This is a genomic window from Litoribacillus peritrichatus (genome assembly GCF_039537985.1).
GTDB classification, from domain to species: domain Bacteria; phylum Pseudomonadota; class Gammaproteobacteria; order Pseudomonadales; family Litoribrevibacteraceae; genus Litoribacillus; species Litoribacillus peritrichatus.
The window spans coordinates 1548436-1568549 of record NZ_BAABBN010000004.1; the positions used below are offsets into that span (position 1 = coordinate 1548436).

The 20114-nt window shown below is 45.7% G+C and carries 14 protein-coding genes; 10 read left to right on the forward strand and 4 right to left on the reverse strand.

The window, feature by feature from the left end; translation table 11 throughout:
- Window positions 1–3: 3 nt before the first annotated feature.
- Window positions 4–1905, reverse strand: coding sequence for an ATP-binding protein (locus ABD744_RS08280; protein WP_344797342.1), 1902 nt, complete (start codon window positions 1903–1905; stop codon window positions 4–6).
- Window positions 1906–2209: 304 nt separating this feature from the next.
- Here ABD744_RS08280 and ABD744_RS08285 point away from each other — a divergent pair, with 304 nt between their 5' ends.
- Genes ABD744_RS08285 through ABD744_RS08295 form a run of 3 tightly spaced genes read left to right on the forward strand, consistent with a single transcriptional unit; the run spans window position 2210 to window position 4830 of the window.
- Window positions 2210–3679: a cytochrome ubiquinol oxidase subunit I gene (locus ABD744_RS08285; protein ID WP_344797344.1), complete on the forward strand. Its 1470-nt coding sequence runs from the start codon at window positions 2210–2212 to the stop codon at window positions 3677–3679.
- Window positions 3679–4674: a cytochrome d ubiquinol oxidase subunit II gene (gene cydB, locus ABD744_RS08290; RefSeq protein WP_344797346.1), complete on the forward strand. Its 996-nt coding sequence runs from the start codon at window positions 3679–3681 to the stop codon at window positions 4672–4674. The genes ABD744_RS08285 and cydB overlap by 1 nt, the downstream gene beginning before the upstream one ends.
- A 3-nt stretch (window positions 4675–4677) precedes the next feature.
- A complete protein-coding gene (locus ABD744_RS08295; RefSeq protein WP_344797348.1) occupies window positions 4678–4830 on the forward strand; it encodes a hypothetical protein in 153 nt (50 codons plus the stop codon).
- Window positions 4831–4962: 132 nt separating this feature from the next.
- On the opposite strand, the gene ABD744_RS08300 is transcribed toward ABD744_RS08295, so the two are convergent.
- The 3 genes from ABD744_RS08300 to ABD744_RS08310 all read right to left on the reverse strand — a co-directional run bounded on the left by ABD744_RS08300 (window position 4963) and on the right by ABD744_RS08310 (window position 11176).
- Window positions 4963–6012, reverse strand: coding sequence for a quinone-dependent dihydroorotate dehydrogenase (locus ABD744_RS08300; protein WP_344797350.1), 1050 nt, complete (start codon window positions 6010–6012; stop codon window positions 4963–4965).
- A 128-nt stretch (window positions 6013–6140) separates the two neighbouring features.
- On the reverse strand, window positions 6141–6368 hold the full coding sequence (locus ABD744_RS08305) for a DUF2835 domain-containing protein (protein WP_344797352.1): 228 nt from the start codon (window positions 6366–6368) through the stop codon (window positions 6141–6143).
- Window positions 6369–6382: 14 nt separating this feature from the next.
- Window positions 6383–11176: an NAD-glutamate dehydrogenase gene (locus tag ABD744_RS08310; protein WP_344797354.1), complete on the reverse strand. Its 4794-nt coding sequence runs from the start codon at window positions 11174–11176 to the stop codon at window positions 6383–6385.
- Between the two features lie 230 nt (window positions 11177–11406).
- On the opposite strand from ABD744_RS08310, the gene ABD744_RS08315 reads away from it, so the two are divergent.
- From ABD744_RS08315 to ABD744_RS08345, 7 genes are all read left to right on the forward strand, one after another.
- Window positions 11407–12363: an AAA family ATPase gene (locus tag ABD744_RS08315; RefSeq protein WP_344797356.1), complete on the forward strand. Its 957-nt coding sequence runs from the start codon at window positions 11407–11409 to the stop codon at window positions 12361–12363.
- A gap of 2 nt (window positions 12364–12365) precedes the next feature.
- A complete protein-coding gene (locus tag ABD744_RS08320; protein ID WP_344797358.1) occupies window positions 12366–13328 on the forward strand; it encodes a DUF58 domain-containing protein in 963 nt (320 codons plus the stop codon).
- Window positions 13329–13381: 53 nt separating this feature from the next.
- Window positions 13382–14035: a DUF4381 domain-containing protein gene (locus tag ABD744_RS08325; protein WP_344797360.1), complete on the forward strand. Its 654-nt coding sequence runs from the start codon at window positions 13382–13384 to the stop codon at window positions 14033–14035.
- Window positions 14035–15093, forward strand: coding sequence for a vWA domain-containing protein (locus ABD744_RS08330; protein ID WP_344797362.1), 1059 nt, complete (start codon window positions 14035–14037; stop codon window positions 15091–15093). Before ABD744_RS08325 ends, ABD744_RS08330 begins: the two co-directional genes overlap by 1 nt.
- Window positions 15093–17069 carry a vWA domain-containing protein gene (locus tag ABD744_RS08335; RefSeq protein WP_344797364.1) on the forward strand — a complete coding sequence of 659 codons (1977 nt, stop codon included), beginning with the start codon at window positions 15093–15095 and terminating at the stop codon, window positions 17067–17069. Before ABD744_RS08330 ends, ABD744_RS08335 begins: the two co-directional genes overlap by 1 nt.
- A complete protein-coding gene (locus ABD744_RS08340) occupies window positions 17069–18739 on the forward strand; it encodes a BatD family protein (protein ID WP_344797366.1) in 1671 nt (556 codons plus the stop codon). The genes ABD744_RS08335 and ABD744_RS08340 overlap by 1 nt, the downstream gene beginning before the upstream one ends.
- A gap of 104 nt (window positions 18740–18843) precedes the next feature.
- Entirely contained in the window at window positions 18844–20109 is a 1266-nt protein-coding gene (locus ABD744_RS08345) for a transglycosylase SLT domain-containing protein (RefSeq protein ID WP_344797368.1), read from the forward strand.
- Window positions 20110–20114 lie beyond the last annotated feature (5 nt).

Sequence of the window (20114 nt, forward strand, 5' to 3'; positions counted from 1 at the left end):
GATTTACTCTGGTAAATGTACAATAAATGAGACTGGCCAACCAAAATCTTCGCGATACTGAATATCACCCTGATAAGCATCCACAATTCGACGAACTATGGACAAACCTAAGCCACTGCCGCCACTGCGTTTACTGATGAAAGGCTCAAACAGATGGGCTTGCATCTCTTCTGGAATTTGAGGGCCATTATTATGTATGGTCAAGATTAACGTATTTGTTCCCGCTTCTTTTTCTACGCTTAACAAAATCCGGCCTCCGTCTTGCTGATTGATAAAGGCAGCCGAGTTTTCCAAAATATTAATCAAGACCTGCTGAATTCGAGGGCCATCATAGTGACCTTTCAGCGTTTCTGGTGCCTGGACAACAATGCTAACGTTAAACAAAGACTGAATCTGTTCAACCACCTGGTTGATCAGCAACATCAAGTCCATCTCTGTTTTATGCAGCTCTATTGTGCTTGCATAACTGAGCGTATCCCTGATCAACAGCTCAGCTCGTGCCACCTGGTTCTGAATATGAGATTTGATCACAGGCTCAGTTTGGGCGGATGCCATATTTATAATATTTAACGGATTCCTTAATTCATGAGCAATCGCAGCAGTTAGCCCACCCAGTTCAATCAAGTGCCTTTGCTCAATTCTGGCGCGCTCGGCCTGAGCCTCTACTTTCGCCAGCTGGATGGAACGCTCTAACGAAGCGCAAGTACTGGGTAACAAGGCGGCAAGAATTTCTGCCATATAATGTTTAGCAGGCGCAATGTCTTCCCAGCCATTTAAATAGCAGTGCCACTGAGAACGTTTAACGCAGGTAAACTGCGTGCTATTCCCGGAATCAACCAGAGGTTCACCGTCTGCATCCACTATAGCAACTCCGGCTTTGTGATGACTTCGGTCATACCACATGGTTTCTACGGTTGTGGCCAGATCTTGCCAGGATGTGACTCGGTTCAATTGACTGACCCATTTGTTCAGCGTTGCATCCTCAATCTTGGCACCAGGATAAACCAACCGCTCTGAAATGCGTTTGGCTGGCTCATATAAGAACCAAGCCACCAATAATAATACCGTGGAGTAGACCAAAAGCTGAAAATTCGGCACATGCGATAACTCTTCCAGACCCAGCGGCTCAATCACTACTAACAGCAACCACATTAGTATCATTGAAGCGACGAGCACCAGGAACCACTGTAACGCCTGACTGACCATGCGATTCGCTTCAACCAGCCGATAACGAACCACCGAATAAACAACCAGCACGGCATAACTGGGCAGCGCTAACATTGGGTAAGGAAAGAAACGACTGGGAATGGAGGGAAAAATAAAACTCGTCGCCAATAAAAAGCCCCAGGCACCTACCGCAAAAATAGCCACGATGGAGCGGCGTTGATTGCCCTGACTGCGTTGGAAACCGTACAACAATAAAATATGAGCAAATATACCCACGGCTACCGTATAGCCGAGGTTCAGCCAACCGGAAAAAGCCAGATGAAAAAAACTGGGAAACGCCAACCAAGGCGACAAATAACCTCCGTCGGTAATTACACTGGCAACCGTTACCAGAATGGCCAGGCCATAAAACCAGGGTATTCGCTTGTATAAATTGAATGCTGACACACCCGAATCTTTAAGCCAGACAATGACAAAGTGAAGAAATGAGGTGGGTAACAGAGGATTGGCAAGCAGCAATGGAATTGCAAATTGCGGCTGTTCCTCCAAGGCAAAAATATGACCCAAACACCAAATGGCCATCGACAAACAAAACCCTGCAAGGGCTGGTAGGCTGGAATCTTCCTTGCGGCGGGTCCATAGCCAAATCGCCACACCCAGTGCCGTCAGTACCGTTGCCCAAAGGCTGGTTGTAAACAGAATTTCAATATCCAAACCGTAAACCTTCTTTACAGTCACACACAATAAATCGTCTAGATAGTTTACACAGAGAGTATTTTATTAACCAGCAATCGCCCGTTGAATATTAAATAAATCCTCATGAGCCAGTGTTTATCGGCGCTAACGCTTTCTTAAATAATATTGGCACTCCCCTTGCTCTAACAGATTAAGCACAAGCCGTTCCCAAAATGAAGGAACAGTCAGTTTGCTTGATTAGGATCAATTAAAAACCATATAAACCACTCCACGAAGTGCGAAACCACCTGGCGTAACCCGGTGAATTTACTTTTCAGCGCTCGTGAAATACCTAAAGGCTTACTCTATGTTCGAGTTTCTGACCTCGTTACCCGACTCAAGCTTCCTCTCTCGCATTCAATTTGCGTTTACCGTGAGTTACCACATTATGTTTCCGACCATCACAATTGGTCTGTCTCTGTATATTGCCTTTATGGAAGGTATGTGGCTAAAAACCCAAAAAGCCGTTTACCTGCAGCAGGTCAAATTCTGGATGAAACCTTTCGCTGTCACCTTTGGTATGGGGGTAGTCTCCGGTGTTGTACTTTCATACGAGTTCGGGACAAACTTCAGCGAGTTTTCAGAAATTGTCGGGCCGGTTCTTGCTCCATTGCTTGCTTATGAAGTGCTTACCGCCTTTTTTCTTGAAGCCGGTTTTTTAGGCATTATGTTGTTCGGCTGGAACAGGGTTTCACCCAGAGTACATTTCATCGCTACCTGTACTGTGGCCATTGGTACCGTATTTTCTTCTTTTTGGATTTTGGCAGCCAATTCCTGGATGCACACACCCGCCGGTTATGAGATCGTTGATGGGGTTTTCCATCCAACCAGCTGGATAGAAGTGATATTTAATCCTTCATTTCCTTATCGTTTATCCCACATGCTGCTTGCAACTTGCCTCTCTGCGTCTTTATTGATCGCCGGGATTCATGCTTACTACCTATTGAAAAAGAAACACATTGAGTTTGCCAAAGTAGGCTTTTCAACGGCTATGACAGCGGTATTAATTCTGGCACCTATACAAATCATCGTCGGCGATTTCCACGGTCTGAATGTCGCAGAACACCAACCAGTAAAACTGGCGGCAATGGAAGGCATTTGGAAAACTGAAAAAGGAGCTGATTTGCGGTTATTCGCCATTCCTGATCAGGAAAATGAAACCAACCACTATGAAATAACCATCCCCAAGGCCGCCAGTTTGATCATCACTCATGATTTAAACGGCGAAATCGCTGGTCTCGACCAAGTTTCTGCGAAAGATCGGCCTCCTGTTTCTGTTGTGTTCTTCTCTTTTCGAATCATGCTGGGGTTAGGCGGATTAATGCTATTACTCGGCATTGCCGGTTTAATCGCACGTAAAAAGAACCGTTTATATGACTTCAGGCCGCTATTGAAGTTTTCTGTCTTAATGATTCCTGCAGGCGTCATTGCGACCTTGGCGGGCTGGTACGTGGTAGAAGTCGGCCGCCAACCTTGGCTTGTGCAAGGTTTGGTGCGAACCACTGAGGTGGTCTCTCCTCTGCCTGCGCAACAAGTTGCTTTCACACTTGCATTGTTCGTAACGGTGTACAGCATTCTGTTCTTCACTTATTTGTACTTCATGCGCAAGTTGGTATTAAAAGGACCGGCGGACATTCATTCACTCGCAGAAGTAGAACAGGATTTACCTGCCACCCTGAACCCGGCGCAAGTAGACGTTGGTTACACCCAAGAAATGTCTGATTACATAGACACCCACAACCAAACAACACACCTTGCTGGCAAAGGAGAAAAGTAATGGACATTGCATTGGTTTATTTGTTGCTGATAGGCTTCGGCATTCTTGTTTATGTTCTGCTGGATGGGTTTTCTCTGGGGGTAGGCATCATCTCTCCGCTTCTGAATAACCCGGAAGACAAAGGCATTGCCATGAAGAGTCTTGCACACCTCTGGGATAGCAACCAAACTTGGTTGGTTTTCGGTGGCGTAGTATTATTCGTGGCTTTTCCGGTTGTCTACGCTCATGTGTTATCAAACCTGTATATTCCCATCATACTCATGTTGATCGCGTTGATCTTTCGGGGTGTGGCATTTGAGTTCAGGTTCAAAGCAGACAGCAGCCGTAAATGGTGGGACATCAGTTTTGCCATTGGCTGTACCTTAGCAACATTCTGTCAGGGCTTAATATTAGGCGCGTTGGTTGGCGACATGTCGTCACCAAAAACCATGGATGACCCTGTTCAATGGTTAACTCCGTTTTCAATTCATACGGGCATTGCCCTGGTGGTTGGCTATGCCCTTTTAGGGGCCTGTTGGTTGATCCGAAAAACCGAAAACGGCTTACAACAGCGAGTGAAAGAGCTGGCAAAAGTGTTATTGGTCGCGATGCTATTCTTTATGGCGATGGTCAGCGTGGAAATGCTGCTGGAACAACCTAAAATTGCAGAACGCTGGTTAGATTGGCCAACCAGTTTATGGCTGGCGCCAATGCCGATTTTAACTGTATATTTCGCGTATAAGCTGTGGTCATTACTGAATGACAATAAAGAACCGGGCTTAAAGCCGCTTGCTTATGTGATGGGGCTTTTCAGCACAGCCTTTGCCGGTTTAGTTGCAGGAATATTTCCATACATCATTCCAGGAAGGCTCACAATCTGGGAAGCCATAGCGCCTGACAAATCGGTCTATTTTACCCTGGTCGGCATTTTGATTTTTATTCCGATAATCATTGCTTACAACGTATATAACTACAAAACCTTCAGTGGTAAAACCAGCATCAAGGATGGGTATTAAACTATGAAACAAATCATCCCTGAAACCAGTGACGGCCACGCAGATAAATTTAAGCCAAAACACCCGTTTCGGGATGCAATGGCTTTGTATTTCGGTGGCGTAATAGCCTTGGCAATTTTTGCTTATGGATGCAAAGCTCTGCTGAATTTGATTTAAAATACCAAACAGCTGAAGCGGATATAGCAAGCCCAAAAAAAGCCGTCCAATCATGAGATTGGACGGCTTTTTTTGATTATTCTAACGAATTTAACCCAAGCGAATCACATAAAGACGCTCGTGGTAATTTTGTTATTCACCCTGAGCTTTCACAATAGCGCGGCGAGCTTCATTTACCCCTTCAAAGGCTTGTTTGATAAGCGCGGGGCCTTCGTATACAAAACCACTGTAGATCTGAACCAAACTTGCACCGGCCTCAATTTTAGCGGCCGCTGTTTCTTTGCTGTTAATGCCGCCAACACCAATGATTGGCAATTTACCGTCCAGAGCTTTCGCAAGCTTTTCAGTCACTTGTGTTGATGATTCAAACACCGGGGCGCCACTTAGACCTCCCTGTTCATCACCAAACTCCAAACCTTCGACCTTTTCACGGGCAATGGTGGTATTCGTTGCAATCACGCCATCAATTTTATGTTTTACTAACGTTTTCGCGACCCACTCGATGGCTTCATCGTCCATGTCTGGTGCGATCTTAACCGCAATCGGAACATAACGATTCTTTTCTGCTGCCAGCTTAGTTTGCTCTTCTTTTACTGCTTTGATCAGGGACTCCAACGAATCACCCATTTGTAAATTACGCAAGCCAGGTGTGTTTGGTGAAGAAATATTCACCGTCACATACGTTGCGTAATCATATACTTTGCGCAAGCAAGTCACGTAATCTTCATTGGCGTCTTCCACGGCGGTATCAAAGTTCTTACCGATATTAATACCCAGAACGCCTTTGAACTTGGCCTTTTTAACCTGTTCAACCAGAAAATCAACGCCTTTATTGTTGAAGCCCATACGGTTGATGATGCCTTCGGCTTCCGGCAGACGGAACATACGAGGCTTAGGGTTACCAGGTTGTGGTCTCGGAGTTACGGTACCGATTTCAATGAACCCGAAGCCCAGTGCAGCCAAACCGTCGATACACTCACCGTTTTTATCCAGTCCCGCTGCTAAGCCAACCGGGTTAGGAAATTCAATACCCATCACATCCACAGGGCTGTATGCCACGTTCTGATTTAACAAACCAGCAACGCCGATACGGCTTAGTGCTTGCAAACCTTCCAGTGTCAGCTCATGAGCCGTTTCTGGTGATAATTTAAACAGCATGGAGCGTAGAATTGGGTATAACATGATGAGTTTTAATCCTGATTTTTAAGGCGTTTCAAAGAGGTAGGCTAGTTTAACTATTTTCGAGCGTTGTCACCACGTCTTTGAGCTTGTTTTTCAAACTCAAAGACGATGATTTTTTTGAGTCACCCTTATACACGCTCTATTCGGTCGAACTTGCCTTCTTCCGTAAAGAAAATACAAAACCGACCACGAATACCCTCGCGCGTCACAAAGGGCTGTAAAATATTGGCAGGAAACCGCACCGAGCGTCCATCAATACTATGAGTAACGACAGTGCGGGCCACCCCGCTATAAACACGGAGGTATTCATCCGCTGGTATATTCAAACTGACAATGATGTTTCTTGATCTTTTCATAAACCGAAACATTACTACACATGAGCTAGATTACTCAACTCACGCATAGCAACAGTAAACATAGCCAATTCAGGGTGATCCGTGTTTCGAACTTCGTTCAGCAACGTCAGCCAACGCTTCACCAACGGACTGCTTTCATCGAACCAATTAACCAGACACATACTGACGTGTTGATCCTCTCCTTCGGCCACTTCGCAGTTCATTATATGAACCAACAAGGCTTTCTGCTGCCAATCGAGATCGTCCATCAGCGCCTCACGAGCCAGACCTTGCCAATGGTTCGTCACAGACAAGCCATTAATTTGCTGGATAAACCAGTGAAGCCCCAATTTATGACGCAAACTGAAAAACAGCCCGGCCGTGGTATCAACATCATTTTTAGTTTCACGAGCGGCATCACAAATGGTCAATGAACCGTACAAAGATGGTGTACCTGAAATAAACCGGGCAACATTTTCTGGAATGCCGGCCTCGATATATTCCTGTTTCTGAGACACCCATTCATCTCTGACTGAGTTTGATAAGTGTTCATCCAAATGATCATACAAGGTATCCACCACTGGACGATACATCTTAACTAAATCTTCGAGAGGCTGATCCAGGTTGGTATTGCGTAAAAACCACCGAGTCGCTCTACGAATCAATCGCATCAATCTTTCATGGCAACTGAATTGCAGTTCGCTCGGCACTTTATGATCAAGATCATCAATGGCCTGCCACCAATTTCTTAGACGGAACACATCCCTTGCCACAATAAAGGCTTTGGCAATTTGACCGTCCGGCATCCCGGTAGACTTGCGAATACGGTGTACAAACAGATCACCCATCAAGTTCACAATCTCATTGGCCAACTGAGTGGCTACAATTTCCCGGTTTAGCCCAAGAGACATGATTTGATCGTAACAGCGCTCCTGCAAACGCACAGGAAATTCATGCAGAGCCTCACGCAATACGTAATCATCATCAAAGCCGTCGGCCTCTGACAATGAATCTTTCAGTTCATTTTTCGCGTACGAAATCACCACTGAAAGCTCCGGCCGGGTCAGACCCACTTCAATCTTCCGTCGTTCATCCAGCACTTCATTATTTGGCAGGAATTCCAGACTCCGATTGAGTCTGCCACTGTCTTCCAGTTCACTGATGAATCGTGCGTACTCATTAATGCGTGTGAAATTGCGATTGGAAGCATTGGCAATAGAGGTGGCCTGCCTGTAATTATTCTTAAGTACCAAACTGGCCACTTCGTCGGTCATTTCAACCAACATGTCGTTACGCTGCTTCAGCGTCAGCTCACCTTGCTCCATCAACTGTTGAAGCAATATCTTAATATTAACCTCGTGGTCAGAGCAGTCCACCCCACCGGCATTATCGATTGAGTCTGTAAAACAGGCGCCACCGGTTAAAGCAAATTCAATTCTGCCTCGCTGGGTAAACCCTAAGTTCCCGCCTTCGCCAATCACTTTAGTGCGCAATTCACAGCCATTAATGCGTAACGAATCATTTGCCCGATCCCCCACTTGCGCATCGGTTTCTTCCGTAGACTTAACGTAAGTACCTATGCCACCGTTCCAGATCAAATCCACCCGCGCTTTCAGAATGTGTTTAATCAAATCATTGGGTGCGAGCCGATCCGCTTCAATGTCGAAAATAGCCTTCATTTCTGACGTAATTTTGATCCACTTGGCCGACCTGGAGTAAACGCCACCGCCTTGCGAAATCAGGTTTGAGTCAAAATCTTCCCAGGTTGAGCGAGGTAAATAGAACATGCGCTCACGCTCTTCAAAGCTTTTTTCCGGGTCTGGATTTGGATCGATAAAGATGTGCATGTGGTTAAACGCCGCAACCAACTTGAGCGCTCTTGAACGTAACAGGCCGTTACCAAAAACGTCTCCGCCCATATCACCAATGCCGACGACTGAAATGCTGTCCTTTTGTACATCAATGCCCTTCTCCCGGAAGTGACGTTGAACAGAAACCCAGGCACCACGAGCAGTGATGCCCATTTTTTTATGGTCGTATCCATCAGAGCCACCGGAAGCAAAGGCGTCTCCCAACCAGAAGCCATAATTAATCGCAATCTCATTGGCAATATCGGAGAAGGTAGCCGTCCCTTTATCGGCCGCAACTACCAAATAGGTGTCGTCTTCATCCCAACGCATCACCCGCTCAGGAGCAACCACCGCGCCTTCCACCAGGTTATCCGTCACATCCAATAAACCACTGATGAACTGCTGATAACATGCGACCCCTTCCGCCTGAAATTCATCTCGGCTCATCGATGCATTTAAACGACGGGCGATAAAGCCGCCTTTCGCGCCCGCAGGCACAATCACCGCGTTTTTGACTTGCTGGGCTTTTACCAAGCCTAAAACTTCAGTGCGGTAATCTTCCGGACGATCCGACCACCTCAAGCCTCCACGAGCCACGCGTCCACCCCTTAAGTGAACGCCCTCAAAGCGAGACGAATAAACAAAAATTTCAAACATAGGCCGAGGTAATGGCATGTCCGGAATGTCTTTTGGCAAAAACTTCAGCGAAATATAAGGTCTTGGTAAGCCATCCGCATTTACAACAAACGCATTGGTCCGCAAGGTTGCAGAGATCAAATCAATATAGCGCCGTAGAATGCGGTCTTCGTTAAGGTTTGAAACATCCTCAAGTTCTTTCAGTACTTCTTCTTTTAAAACTTCAAACTTATCCGGATTATGTTTTTTCGGATTAAAACGCAAATCAAACAAACGAATCAGCTTTTTAGTAATGCCTTGGTGATTACATAATGTGGCACTGATGTAGCTTTGAGAAAAACCGAACCGAATTTGCTTCATGTAGGCAGAATACGCGCGAAGTATATTCACCTGAAAACTGTTCAGCTCAGCCTTTAGCACCAGTTCATTGAATGAATCACTGGTGATCTCACCCTCCCAAACTTTGAATAAAACCTCTTCGAAGTTTTCCCGGACTTTGGCTACGTCCAAATCAAAGTCGTCATTGGTTCGCATCCTGAAGTCATGTAACCAGACGATTTCCTCATCTTTGGGGTGTATCTTATAGGGGTGTTCACCCAAGACGTGCAACCCCATTCGCTCAAGCACAGGCATCACATCCGACAATGGCAAAGAATCACTGCGTTTAAACAACCTCAGTCGCAACTGATGATTTTCATCTTCCGGCGAGCGATAAAAGCTGATGGACAAAGGCTTGCCCTTATCAAGCACACGAATATGCTCAATATCCGCAACCGCCGTTCTCGCCTGAAAATCCGATTGATAACCGGCAGAGAAAGCATTTCCGAAACGTAACGCCAATGCACTGCCCCGCTCCTCGCCAAACTGATCAATCAAGGCATGATCCAGGTCGTCCTCCCAGTCCGAAGTGGCCCGAATTACCTTTTCTTCCAGTTGTTTCGGATCTGGGCTAGAACGTTTACTGGAATCTAAACGAACAATGAAGTGCGTTCTGGCCAAAATAGATTCCGAGAAATAGGTCGTAAATTCAATGTCCGTGGCGTTGTGTTCTTCCACCAAGATCTGCTGAATTCGTTCTCGTAAGTCGGTGGAGTACAAATCTCTCGGCATGTACAACAAGCAGTTAGAAAACATGCCAAATCGTCCCTGCCGGACAAATAGGCGAATTTTCCGGCGCTCCCGAATCTGGAGAACACCGATGGCAATTTCACCCAGCTCTTTCACACTCGACTGAAACAGTTCATCGCGCGGGTACACAGCCAAAATTCGCAATAATTGATTGCGCTCTTGCATATTCCCTTTATCAATGAAGTCATTACATATGCTCTCTACTTTATTCCGGACAATCGGAATCGAAGATGGCTCTGCGGTATAAACCTCAGAAGTATAGACGCCCAGAATCCTCGCTAGGCCTGTGAGATTTCCCGCCTTATCAAACCGCTTTACAATGACGTAGTCCGGGTAAGCTGGCCGATGAATGTGCGAACGTACCCCGGACTTCAAAAACAACAGCACATCACTGCCATAGACGTCTTTCAAGCCTTCAGAAAGACAGAATTCCACTTCGTCTTCGTCCCGACGATAATGTTTCAGAACACCAAGCTGGTTTGACCTTGCACGTTTCAGCGAGTGGTTTTTTTCATCATAAGTGAATTCGTCGTAGCCCAAATAAGTAAAGTGGTTGGAGTCCAGCCAGGTCAAAAACTCAATCACTTCTTTTTGATCTTGTTTGGTAATGCCTTTGACGGCGGCTTTCAGTTCACTGTTCAGCGCTTTCACTTTCTCCCGCATCACAGGGTAATCGTGAACACACACGCTGATGTCTTTTAACAGTGCAGTCGCTGTGTCGTGCAAGCAAGTCAACTCTTTAGCTGCACTGTGCCGGTCAATCTCAAAATGGATGATCACTTCTTTATCAATGTTGTCGTTTTCAGGAATTTCCCACGACTGCAGTTCAAAGTTTTTATCACGATCCGCAGAAAACAGACTGTAATGAATAGAATGAATGGTAATGTGCCGACGATTTAACTCCATCCGCATGGAGTCGATCATGAACGGCATATTCTTTCCCAGCACCTGAATAATGGTGTGCGTGGACTGCCAGGCGTTTTGCTCGTAATCCGGATTAAACACACGGATTTTAAAGTTGTTGGATTCTGCATCCTGGATAAATTGCCAGGTATCAAGCACCAGACCGTATAAGTCCGAAACCTTCAGTGCTTCTATGTCTTCGCTGGGGGCAGTACTGATCCAATGACGGCCAAATGCCTCTACATCCTTACCTTTCTTACCTTGTAATCTTTCTTTCACTAATTCTGCAAACTTATCCAGTTTTCTTTCCACAAGTACAGCTCCGTAAATAAGGGACCCATCAACAAGAAATCCAATCTCTAAATACTAGACCAAATGTTCCGATTTTCGAGAAAAAAATTCTTATGAAACTTACACTTGTAAATTTGGTCTTAGACCTTACATTAATGCGAAAGAAACTCAGGTCTTGTATTGTGTATCTGGTTTCACACAGTTAAATTAATGAATTCGTTAATAATCGAACAATTAAAAGAATCGACTTTATGCCTCAGACTGATTTCAAAAACGCTCAAACCTATTTAAGCAGCCAAATTTTAGGCCAGGAAAAACTTGTAAACAGACTGCTGGTCTGCCTGATTTGTGGCGGACACTTATTGGTTGAAGGTGCTCCGGGTCTGGCAAAAACAAAAGCCATTCAAACTCTTTCGAATTTAATCGAAGGTGATTTTCAGCGAGTACAGTTCACTCCAGACCTATTACCTTCCGATATCACCGGCACAGAAATCTATCGCAGCCAAACGTCCACCTTTGAATTTCAACAAGGCCCGATTTTCCATAACCTGGTATTGGCCGACGAAATCAACCGTGCGCCGGCTAAAGTTCAGGCCGCATTACTGGAAGCCATGGCGGAGAAACAAGTCAGTGTCGGCAGCCAAACATACAAGTTGGATGACCTGTTTATGGTCATGGCCACTCAAAACCCGATTGAACAGGAAGGAACCTACCCGCTGCCTGAAGCACAGCTGGACCGTTTCCTGATTCACTGCAACGTTGATTTCCCGAACGCAGAACAAGAAAAACAGATTCTCCGTTTGGTTCGTGGAGAGCAAACAGCCTCCGTTGCAAAACCGGACACATTACTGACTAAAGCATCAATTTTTGAAGCCAGAAAACAAATTTCACAAATGCACATGTCAGATTCCGTAGAGGATTATATTGTTCACCTCACGATGGCGACGCGACAGCCCGAAAAATACGTTCCTTCATTAGCTAACCTAATCGAGTTTGGCGTCAGTCCTCGTGCCACCATTGCATTAGATCAGGTTGCCAGAGCCTATGCCTGGTTAAACGGCCAGGACTTTGTTGCCCCTGACGACGTTATGAACGTTGCTCACGACGTATTCAGACATCGTTTGCTACTGAGCTACGCAGCGCAAGCAGAGCACATCTCAGCAGATCAGGTAATTGACAAGATTCTAGAAAGCGTGCCGGTGGCATAACCATGAATCTTTCTAACTCGCACCACAGTTCTACCTTACATAAAGACAGTGCGACCGGAGCATTTACCGATAAGCAGTGTTTACTTGGGTTAGCGAATGCAGGCAGTAAAATCAACCTGGCCAAGTCCACCTATGCCCTCAGCCGCAGTTCTGGTACGCACCATTCGAACCAGCGTGGCCGAGGCATGGAGTTTCTGGAATCTCGCCATTATCAACCTGGCGACGACATTCGTAGCATTGACTGGCGAGTAACAGCCAGAACAGGCAAAACCCACACAAAAGTGTTTGCGGAAGAAAAAGAACAACCGGTGTTCGTACTTTGCGATCAAAGCCCTTATATGTTCTTTGGCAGCAAGGTGCGGTTTAAAAGCGTGCAGGCCACCAACATTGCCTCTTTAATTGCCTGGAGCAGTTTAAAACAAGGTGACCGCTTCGGCGGTGAAATTCTCGGTAAGGACAATGAATCTCGCTTATTCAAGTTATCCAGGAACCGCTCGCGGCTATTGCAATTTATTGAACAAATGACCGAAATGAACCATGCTCTGAGCAATCACGACTCGGCAGACTTTGGCGAAATTGCGGAAAAACTCCATCAATTGCGATACCTACTCATGCCGGGTTCCAGGTTATATGTGATTTCTGACTTATTCGCATACACAGACACCGCACTGAAAGCATTAGCACAATTGTCCGCCCATACCCAGATTACGTTGTTTGCGGTGAACGACCCTCTGGAGATATCGCCGCCCTGCACAGGTCAGACTCAAATCAGTCTGGGTGACCGGGTGATGTCGGTGATTCTCTCGAAAGAACAAAAGCAAACCATCGAAAACCAATACGAAACGAGAAAACAGCAAGTGGTTCAATACCTCAACAACTGGAACATCCCTCTGATTCCGGTTTCGACCACAGACGACCCTGTTGATCTTTTCAACGTGGGCAAAAAACACAATTACAAAAAATAGTTCACACAAAAATGAAGATATGTAATTACGTCAAGTATGTTTTTATATTTGGAATGCTTTGGCCTATCGCGTTACAGGCCAATTCGTTGCCAACAGACGAAACAACGGCACAGCTACCCAATACGTTCCAGCAGGTCAACCCGCAGCAACGGGCTGCGCCGCTTCAAAACACTTTACCTGCGCCACAATTTCAACAAGGAACGCCATCACAACAGGCAAATCCGCTGAAAGACTTAGGCACACCGTTCCAATTGGAACCAATCAGCCCAAACGGCCCATTTGTCTGGCCTCCTGCCTATGGTTGGTGGGGAGTTGGGGTCGCCAGCATATTGGCCATCGTTTCTTTGGCTTTCTGGTTTCGTAATTATCTGAAGCGTAAAAAAATCAGAACCCGATATTACAATGCGTTTTCAAGTGTGATGATTTTAAATTCGAACGCCACAGAAGAAGAACAAACGCAATACATTCATCAGTTAAACAAAGCACTTAAGGCCATCGCGCTCGATAAGTTCGGCCATGAGACAGTCGCCACATTAAATGGGAAGGCCTGGCTGGAGTTTCTCGATCAGACCGGCAACTGTAATCACTTCACCAAAGGAAGCGGCCAAGTGTTTGGTCAATCATTGTATCAAGCCCAAATTAAGGACTTACCGGACTGCGAGCATTTAATGTCCGTATGTCAGGGTTGGGTTAAGGAGATTTGCTGATGGAATTTGCATGGCCTTTGATGTTTTTACTTTTACCTCTGCCGTGGTTGGTATGGAAAAAAGTACCTGCTGCCCCAGAAACCAAACAAACTCCTATTTATCTGCCAAACGCCAGCCAGTGGCAACAAACGGTAGAGATGGTGAGCACTTCGAACAACCAAACAACGAATACCAAACTTATCTTGATATTTCTGACTTTAAGCTGGTGCCTGTTAGTGACCGCATTAGCTCGTCCGCAATGGGTCGGTGAGCCCATAGCGCTACCGACACAAGGGCACGATCTACTCTTGGCCGTGGATTTATCCGGCAGTATGGATACTGAAGACATGGTGTACCAAAGAAAACGCATGAACCGACTGAATACGGTGAAAGTCGTAGTACGTGAATTCCTGCAAGAGCGTAAAGGCGATCGTATTGGCTTAGTGGTGTTTGGCGATGCGGCTTTTATACACACACCAATCACCCGGGATCTCGACTCAGTTTCCAAACTGTTAATGGAAGCTCAAGTAGAAATGGCCGGCCCAAACACCGCCATTGGTGATGCCATTATAAAATCTACTGATGTACTACGGGATCAACCCGAGCAAGCCCGCATCATGATTTTATTAACCGACGGTCAAAACACCGCAGGTGAAATTGAACCGATACCTGCGGCTGAATTAGCAGCAAAACATGGCATCAAGATATACACCATAGGCATTGGTGCCGACAGCATGACTCAAAGTGGCTTGCTTGGTTTTTTTAATAACACAGTTAATCCGTCCAAAGATTTGGATGAAGAAAGCTTAAAAACTATTGCCGAAAAAACAGGTGGCCTCTATTTCAGAGCCAAAAACCCAGAACAACTGCAATCCATTTATACGCGAATCAACGAACTGGAACCGATTGACCAAGATGATCAATTCATTCACCCAAGAAAAGAATGGTTTTATTGGCCATTAGCATTTTCTTTATTTCTTTACCTTTCCGCTTACCTATTAAAGTTCTTTAATCTTTCAAATTTTGTCATGAGAATAAAATCGTCTGCGAACTTAACGACCAACAAAGGAGGTAACTGATGGATACCACCTTTGACCTGTTCTTTTTTGCCCGACCTTGGTGGCTCTTACTGCTACTGCCGATATTGTTAAGCTTTGGGGTTTTCATTAAACGTAAACTTACCTCGGAGCAATGGAACCAACACATCGACCCTGAACTTCTGGACAATCTGATTGCGCCCTCCTCAGGCCAGAGTAATCAATACATCATGCCCTCCCTTGCCACACTGATTGCAACATTATTGGTCATTGCATTGGCGGGGCCATCATTTCAGAGCGATGAAGTACAAAGTATTCAATCCGACGATACCTTAGTCATCGTCTTGGACTTGTCTTTATCCATGACCGCCGAGGACATCAAACCTTCCCGGCTTGAGCGCGCTCAATTTAAAATTCAGGATTTACTTGATCAGCGAACAACGGGGCACACCGCACTGGTTGTTTATTCCGGCGACGCCCATGTTGTCGTCCCCCTGACCAAAGATGCTGAAACCATTAAACACCTTGCCAAATCCCTGAACCCATGGATGATCCCATCCAAGGGCAGTCGCTTATACCGCGCCATAGAAGAAGCCAACAAATTATTGGATGCCTACCCATCCAGCAACAGTCGCATTTTATTAATGACCGATGAAATTTCAGACAAGCAGTTGTCCAAAACGCTGAACATTTCAAAATACCCGACTTACGTCATTGGCGTTGGCTCAGAAACCGGGGCGCCTATTCATTTACCCGATAAAAAACTACTGAAAGATCGAAATCAAAATATTGTGATCGCAAAATTCAATGACAACCAGCCAAGAGAGCTCGCCAATAAAACAGGTGCGGTTTATAAGAAGCTATCCGTTAACAATAGTGACATTAAACCTGCCCTTAATTATCAGCCTGAAGGCAACCAACAAGAGAGCAACGACAAACTTACTTCCATCCAGGATTACGGCTACTTATTTGCCATACCTGTTTTGATTTTGATGTTGTTGTCGTTCCGCCGAGGTTGGTTGCTCCTGCCTCTGATTATCATCTTACAACCGACGGACTCATACGCTTTCAGTTGGGAAGAGGCTTGGCAAACGGATCAACAACGTGCTCAGCAAGCCTATAACGAAGGACGATACGGTGAGGCTGCCGAGCTGTTTAGCGATCCGATCCGAAAAGGCAATGCCTTTGGCAAAGCGGATAAATGGGAAGAAGCAGAGCAAGCCTACGCCCAATCGGACCTTGCAGCGGCTCAATACAATTTAGCCAACGCTCAGGCTCGTCAGGGGAAATTCGACGAAGCATTGAACTCTTACCAGCAAGCCATTGAGAAAGCCGAAAAAGAAGGTCTACAAGAAATCACTGATCAAGCAAAAAAAGACATTGATCTGATTGAGAAGCTGAAACAAGAAAATCAAAATCAAGACAACCAAGATCAGAATAGCCAGCAAGGCGATCAAAACCAAGAACAAGACAACGGCCAAAACTCAGACCAACAACAAAACGCTGACAAGCAAAACAGCGATCAGCAAAATAATGAGCAACAAGATAATCAGCAACAAAATAACGACCAGCAAAACCAACAAGCTCAACAAAACCAGGAACAAGATTCTGCAAATAATCAGAGCCAGCAGTCTCAGGGGGATGATCAAACCTCTGAGCAAAGCCAGCAATCTAAAGATGAACAGCAAGGTCAATCCGGCGAAGCATCCGACGCTGAGTTAACAGAAGAACAAGCTCAGGCAGCGGCGGATAAAGCGGAACAAGCAGAACAGGAAATGCGCCAACAGCAAGCACAAGCAGCACAAGGTGAACAGCAAGATCAGCCAACCGACAACAGTGCCAACGGTGTTGCGGATTTCCAAAACAGCCAGCCGTTGACTCAAGAGCAAATTGAAGAAGAAAAATACCAGCAAATATTGAGAAAAATCCAAACGGACCCATCTCTTCTACTGGAGAACAAGTTCCGTATTCAGCACTATCAAAGAAATCAACCCGCTAACGAATCACAGGTGTGGTAATGCAGTTTAAAAACATTCTAATAACAATTGTCTCTTTGATTTTATTCTGCGCAAGCTCGATGGGCTTTGCTCTTGAAGCACGAGTGGACCGAACTACCCTGCCTGAGAATGAAACACTTCAACTGGAAGTAAGCGGGAGTTTCAGTGCATTCAATATGAACATTGACTTATCCCCATTAGAAAAAGATTTCCGGGTGCTAGATAACCGACGCAGTACCAACATGCAATACATCAACGGCGACTTTTCGGCACAAACCACTTTAACCGTTACGCTTGAACCGAAAGAAACCGGAATCTTTGAAATTCCGGCACTTACCGTAGAAGGTGAAACCAGCCAACCCATTCAAATCAAAGTCACCCAAGCGGACGTAAAACAAAGCAATGACCCTAACGAAGGCGGCCCTATCGCCATTGAGGTAGAACTGGATCAAACTGACACTTGGGTACAAGCCCAGTTGCTATTGAACGTTAAACTGTATCAGTCCGTTAAGCTTTACAATGCAGAACTGAATGGCATCAAAGAACTTCAGGAAATGGGAATAAGCATTGAAAAGATCGGCGATAACAAGAGTTATCAAAGTAAACGCAACAACCAAACTTATCAGGTTACCGAACTGAACTACAGACTCTCTTCCGATAATCCGGGGAAAATAGAACTGCCGACCTTTTCATTTCAAGGACAAATGCCCGCTCGGGGCTACGGATCTCGCTACGGGAAAGCCATTCGGGCAACCGCAAAACCCATAGTCATTAATGTCCAAGACATCCCGAAAAACTACCCTTCAGCAACCTGGATTCCGGCAACCCGACTGGACTTATCTGATGACCTGAATGACGTTGTAGAAGTGCCCGTCGGCGAATCCATCAATCGAAACCTGATTGCCTCAGTACACGGCCAGGAAGCCGCTGTCATTCCTGATTATCCGGAAATCAATTCACCACTGGTCAGTATTTATTCCGATACGCCAGAGTTGAATAATCAGCTGAATCAGGATGGCGTAACCGGCGTCCGAATGGACAACATTGCGCTCATAACCAAGGCGCCTGGCACACTGAAGCTTCCAGAACTCAGAATCACCTGGTTCAACACAACGACCGGCCAGGTGGAGCATACCTCCTTGCCTCCACGTACGATCAAAATTATGGGTGCCCCAGGCACAGGATTACCCACGCCACCGCCTGTACAACAACCTCCCCTTGAAGCTACGACGCCAGAATCACAACAAGCGCCTAGCACAACCCCTGTACCTGTAACTGAGTCCAGCACTCCAGTTTGGATTATTGTTCTACTGGTAATACTGGTTATTATGGTCATTCTTCAGATGTTCTTCATTGCGGCCCTTTATCAGCGAAAGGACCGAGCAGAACAAGAAACTGAAACTAAAGAAGAAACAACGGCACACTTCAACTGGAAAGAAGAACTGCCGAAGGACTTCATCGCTTGCCATCGTATTATTGAACGTGAATTACAGGCAGCGGGCTTGACCTCCCTGGATTTAACCGACGAGCTGACCAACCTAATCAATAAATTCCGAGCCAGCTGCTATTCCCCGGACACCGGCAAACAATTCAGCGCGGATGACCGAAAGACCCTGAGAGATAAACTCGCCGTATTTATCAGTTCTCACAAAGGCAAACAAACCGATGCTCCGAGCTTGTATCCTAGTTAGGGTACAAGCTTGGGAGCTGAACTTTTAAAGCGAAAGACAATGTCTGATTTAATCGCTAAGCTATGAGATTAACAAAGGACATAAAACACCGAGGGACTGACCGCATGAGCAAACGACTTCTGACTGCACTGACAACACTGAGTATTTTATGTTCACCTCAGATTCATGCCCTTTCAGAGTTCGAACAATTCAAGCAGCAACACCTCTCTGAAGCTAAGCAATACAAAGCGGAGCAAACGGACGAATTCAAAGCTTACGTCAAAGCCAACAAACAAGCCTTTAAGCAATACAAAGCCGAGTTGGCAACCGTATGGGGCAAGGACGTCACCATCAGTGGCAAAACCAACTGGGTCACTCACACAGAAGATTTAACCACGCGGCAAGAAGTGGATTTCAAAAAAGAAGAAATTCGCATAACCATGATTGCTGATAAAAACATCTCGAACGACCAGATCAACAAAGACATTGAAAAGCAACTAGCGTTATTGTCCGAGACTTCTGTGGACGCAGCGCAAAAAGCCGACCCCATAAGCCAACGCGTTGCTGAAATCGTAAAAAACCAAAATTTAAAGCCTAACCTCCCTCCTCTGACAGAGCCTGACTTAAAACCAGTCATCACCCTGACTGAGAACCCTGCAGGGTCGACGCAAGCCAAAGAAGAAATCCGAACCATCATTCAGACCGCAAAGATCATTAAAAAACCGGCGCCCAAACCAATCATCACTCAACCAATCATAAGCCAACCAACCGCAACCAAACCAGCCAGCAAGCCAACAGCAAAAGACAAACAACGAATAGTTGTCACGATACCTATGCCTAAGGTCGCGGTGTCCAGTAAAGCAGGTCGCTATAAAACGCCAGTAAAAAACTCTTCTGAGAAATGGAAAATAGATTCCGCACTGGTTTTGGCAGTAATTCACACCGAAAGCAGCTTTAACCCTATGGCTCGTTCGCATATCCCTGCGTACGGATTAATGCAGATTGTGCCTAGATCCGCAGGTCAGGATGCCTCTGCGCTCATCTATGGCAACTCAAAGATGTTAAGTTCGCACTACCTGTACACACCAAACAAGAACATTAATGTCGGCACCGCCTATCTTCATATATTAGACAAACGCTATCTGAGAAAAATTAAAAATCCGGAATCCAGACTGTACTGCACCATTGCGGCCTACAATACGGGCGCGGGTAATGTAGCGAGAGCCTTTACCGGCAAAACTTCAGTAACCAAAGCGGCTTCAAAAATCAACGCAATGACACCATTTCAGGTTTACAACCACCTGCTAAGAAACTTACCGCACAATGAAACCAAGGATTACTTAAAACGCGTCGCTTCTCGCTACGAAGCCTACAAAAAACAAAGCATTTGATTCAG

What these genes read in the sequence shown, in the direction of transcription:
- ABD744_RS08340 (WP_344797366.1), top strand. Translation starts at nt 17,069, where the DNA reads ATGCAGTTTAAAAACATTCTAATAACAATTGTCTCTTTGATTTTATTC.
- ABD744_RS08330 (WP_344797362.1), top strand. Translation starts at nt 14,035, where the DNA reads ATGGAATTTGCATGGCCTTTGATGTTTTTACTTTTACCTCTGCCGTGG.
- ABD744_RS08325 (WP_344797360.1), top strand. Translation starts at nt 13,382, where the DNA reads ATGCTTTGGCCTATCGCGTTACAGGCCAATTCGTTGCCAACAGACGAA.
- ABD744_RS08295 (WP_344797348.1), top strand. Translation starts at nt 4,678, where the DNA reads ATGAAACAAATCATCCCTGAAACCAGTGACGGCCACGCAGATAAATTT.
- ABD744_RS08335 (WP_344797364.1), top strand. Translation starts at nt 15,093, where the DNA reads ATGGATACCACCTTTGACCTGTTCTTTTTTGCCCGACCTTGGTGGCTC.
- ABD744_RS08345 (WP_344797368.1), top strand. Translation starts at nt 18,844, where the DNA reads ATGAGCAAACGACTTCTGACTGCACTGACAACACTGAGTATTTTATGT.
- cydB (WP_344797346.1), top strand. Translation starts at nt 3,679, where the DNA reads ATGGACATTGCATTGGTTTATTTGTTGCTGATAGGCTTCGGCATTCTT.
- ABD744_RS08285 (WP_344797344.1), top strand. Translation starts at nt 2,210, where the DNA reads ATGTTCGAGTTTCTGACCTCGTTACCCGACTCAAGCTTCCTCTCTCGC.
- ABD744_RS08315 (WP_344797356.1), top strand. Translation starts at nt 11,407, where the DNA reads ATGCCTCAGACTGATTTCAAAAACGCTCAAACCTATTTAAGCAGCCAA.
- ABD744_RS08300 (WP_344797350.1), bottom strand. Translation starts at nt 6,012, where the DNA reads ATGTTATACCCAATTCTACGCTCCATGCTGTTTAAATTATCACCAGAA.
- ABD744_RS08305 (WP_344797352.1), bottom strand. Translation starts at nt 6,368, where the DNA reads ATGAAAAGATCAAGAAACATCATTGTCAGTTTGAATATACCAGCGGAT.
- ABD744_RS08320 (WP_344797358.1), top strand. Translation starts at nt 12,366, where the DNA reads ATGAATCTTTCTAACTCGCACCACAGTTCTACCTTACATAAAGACAGT.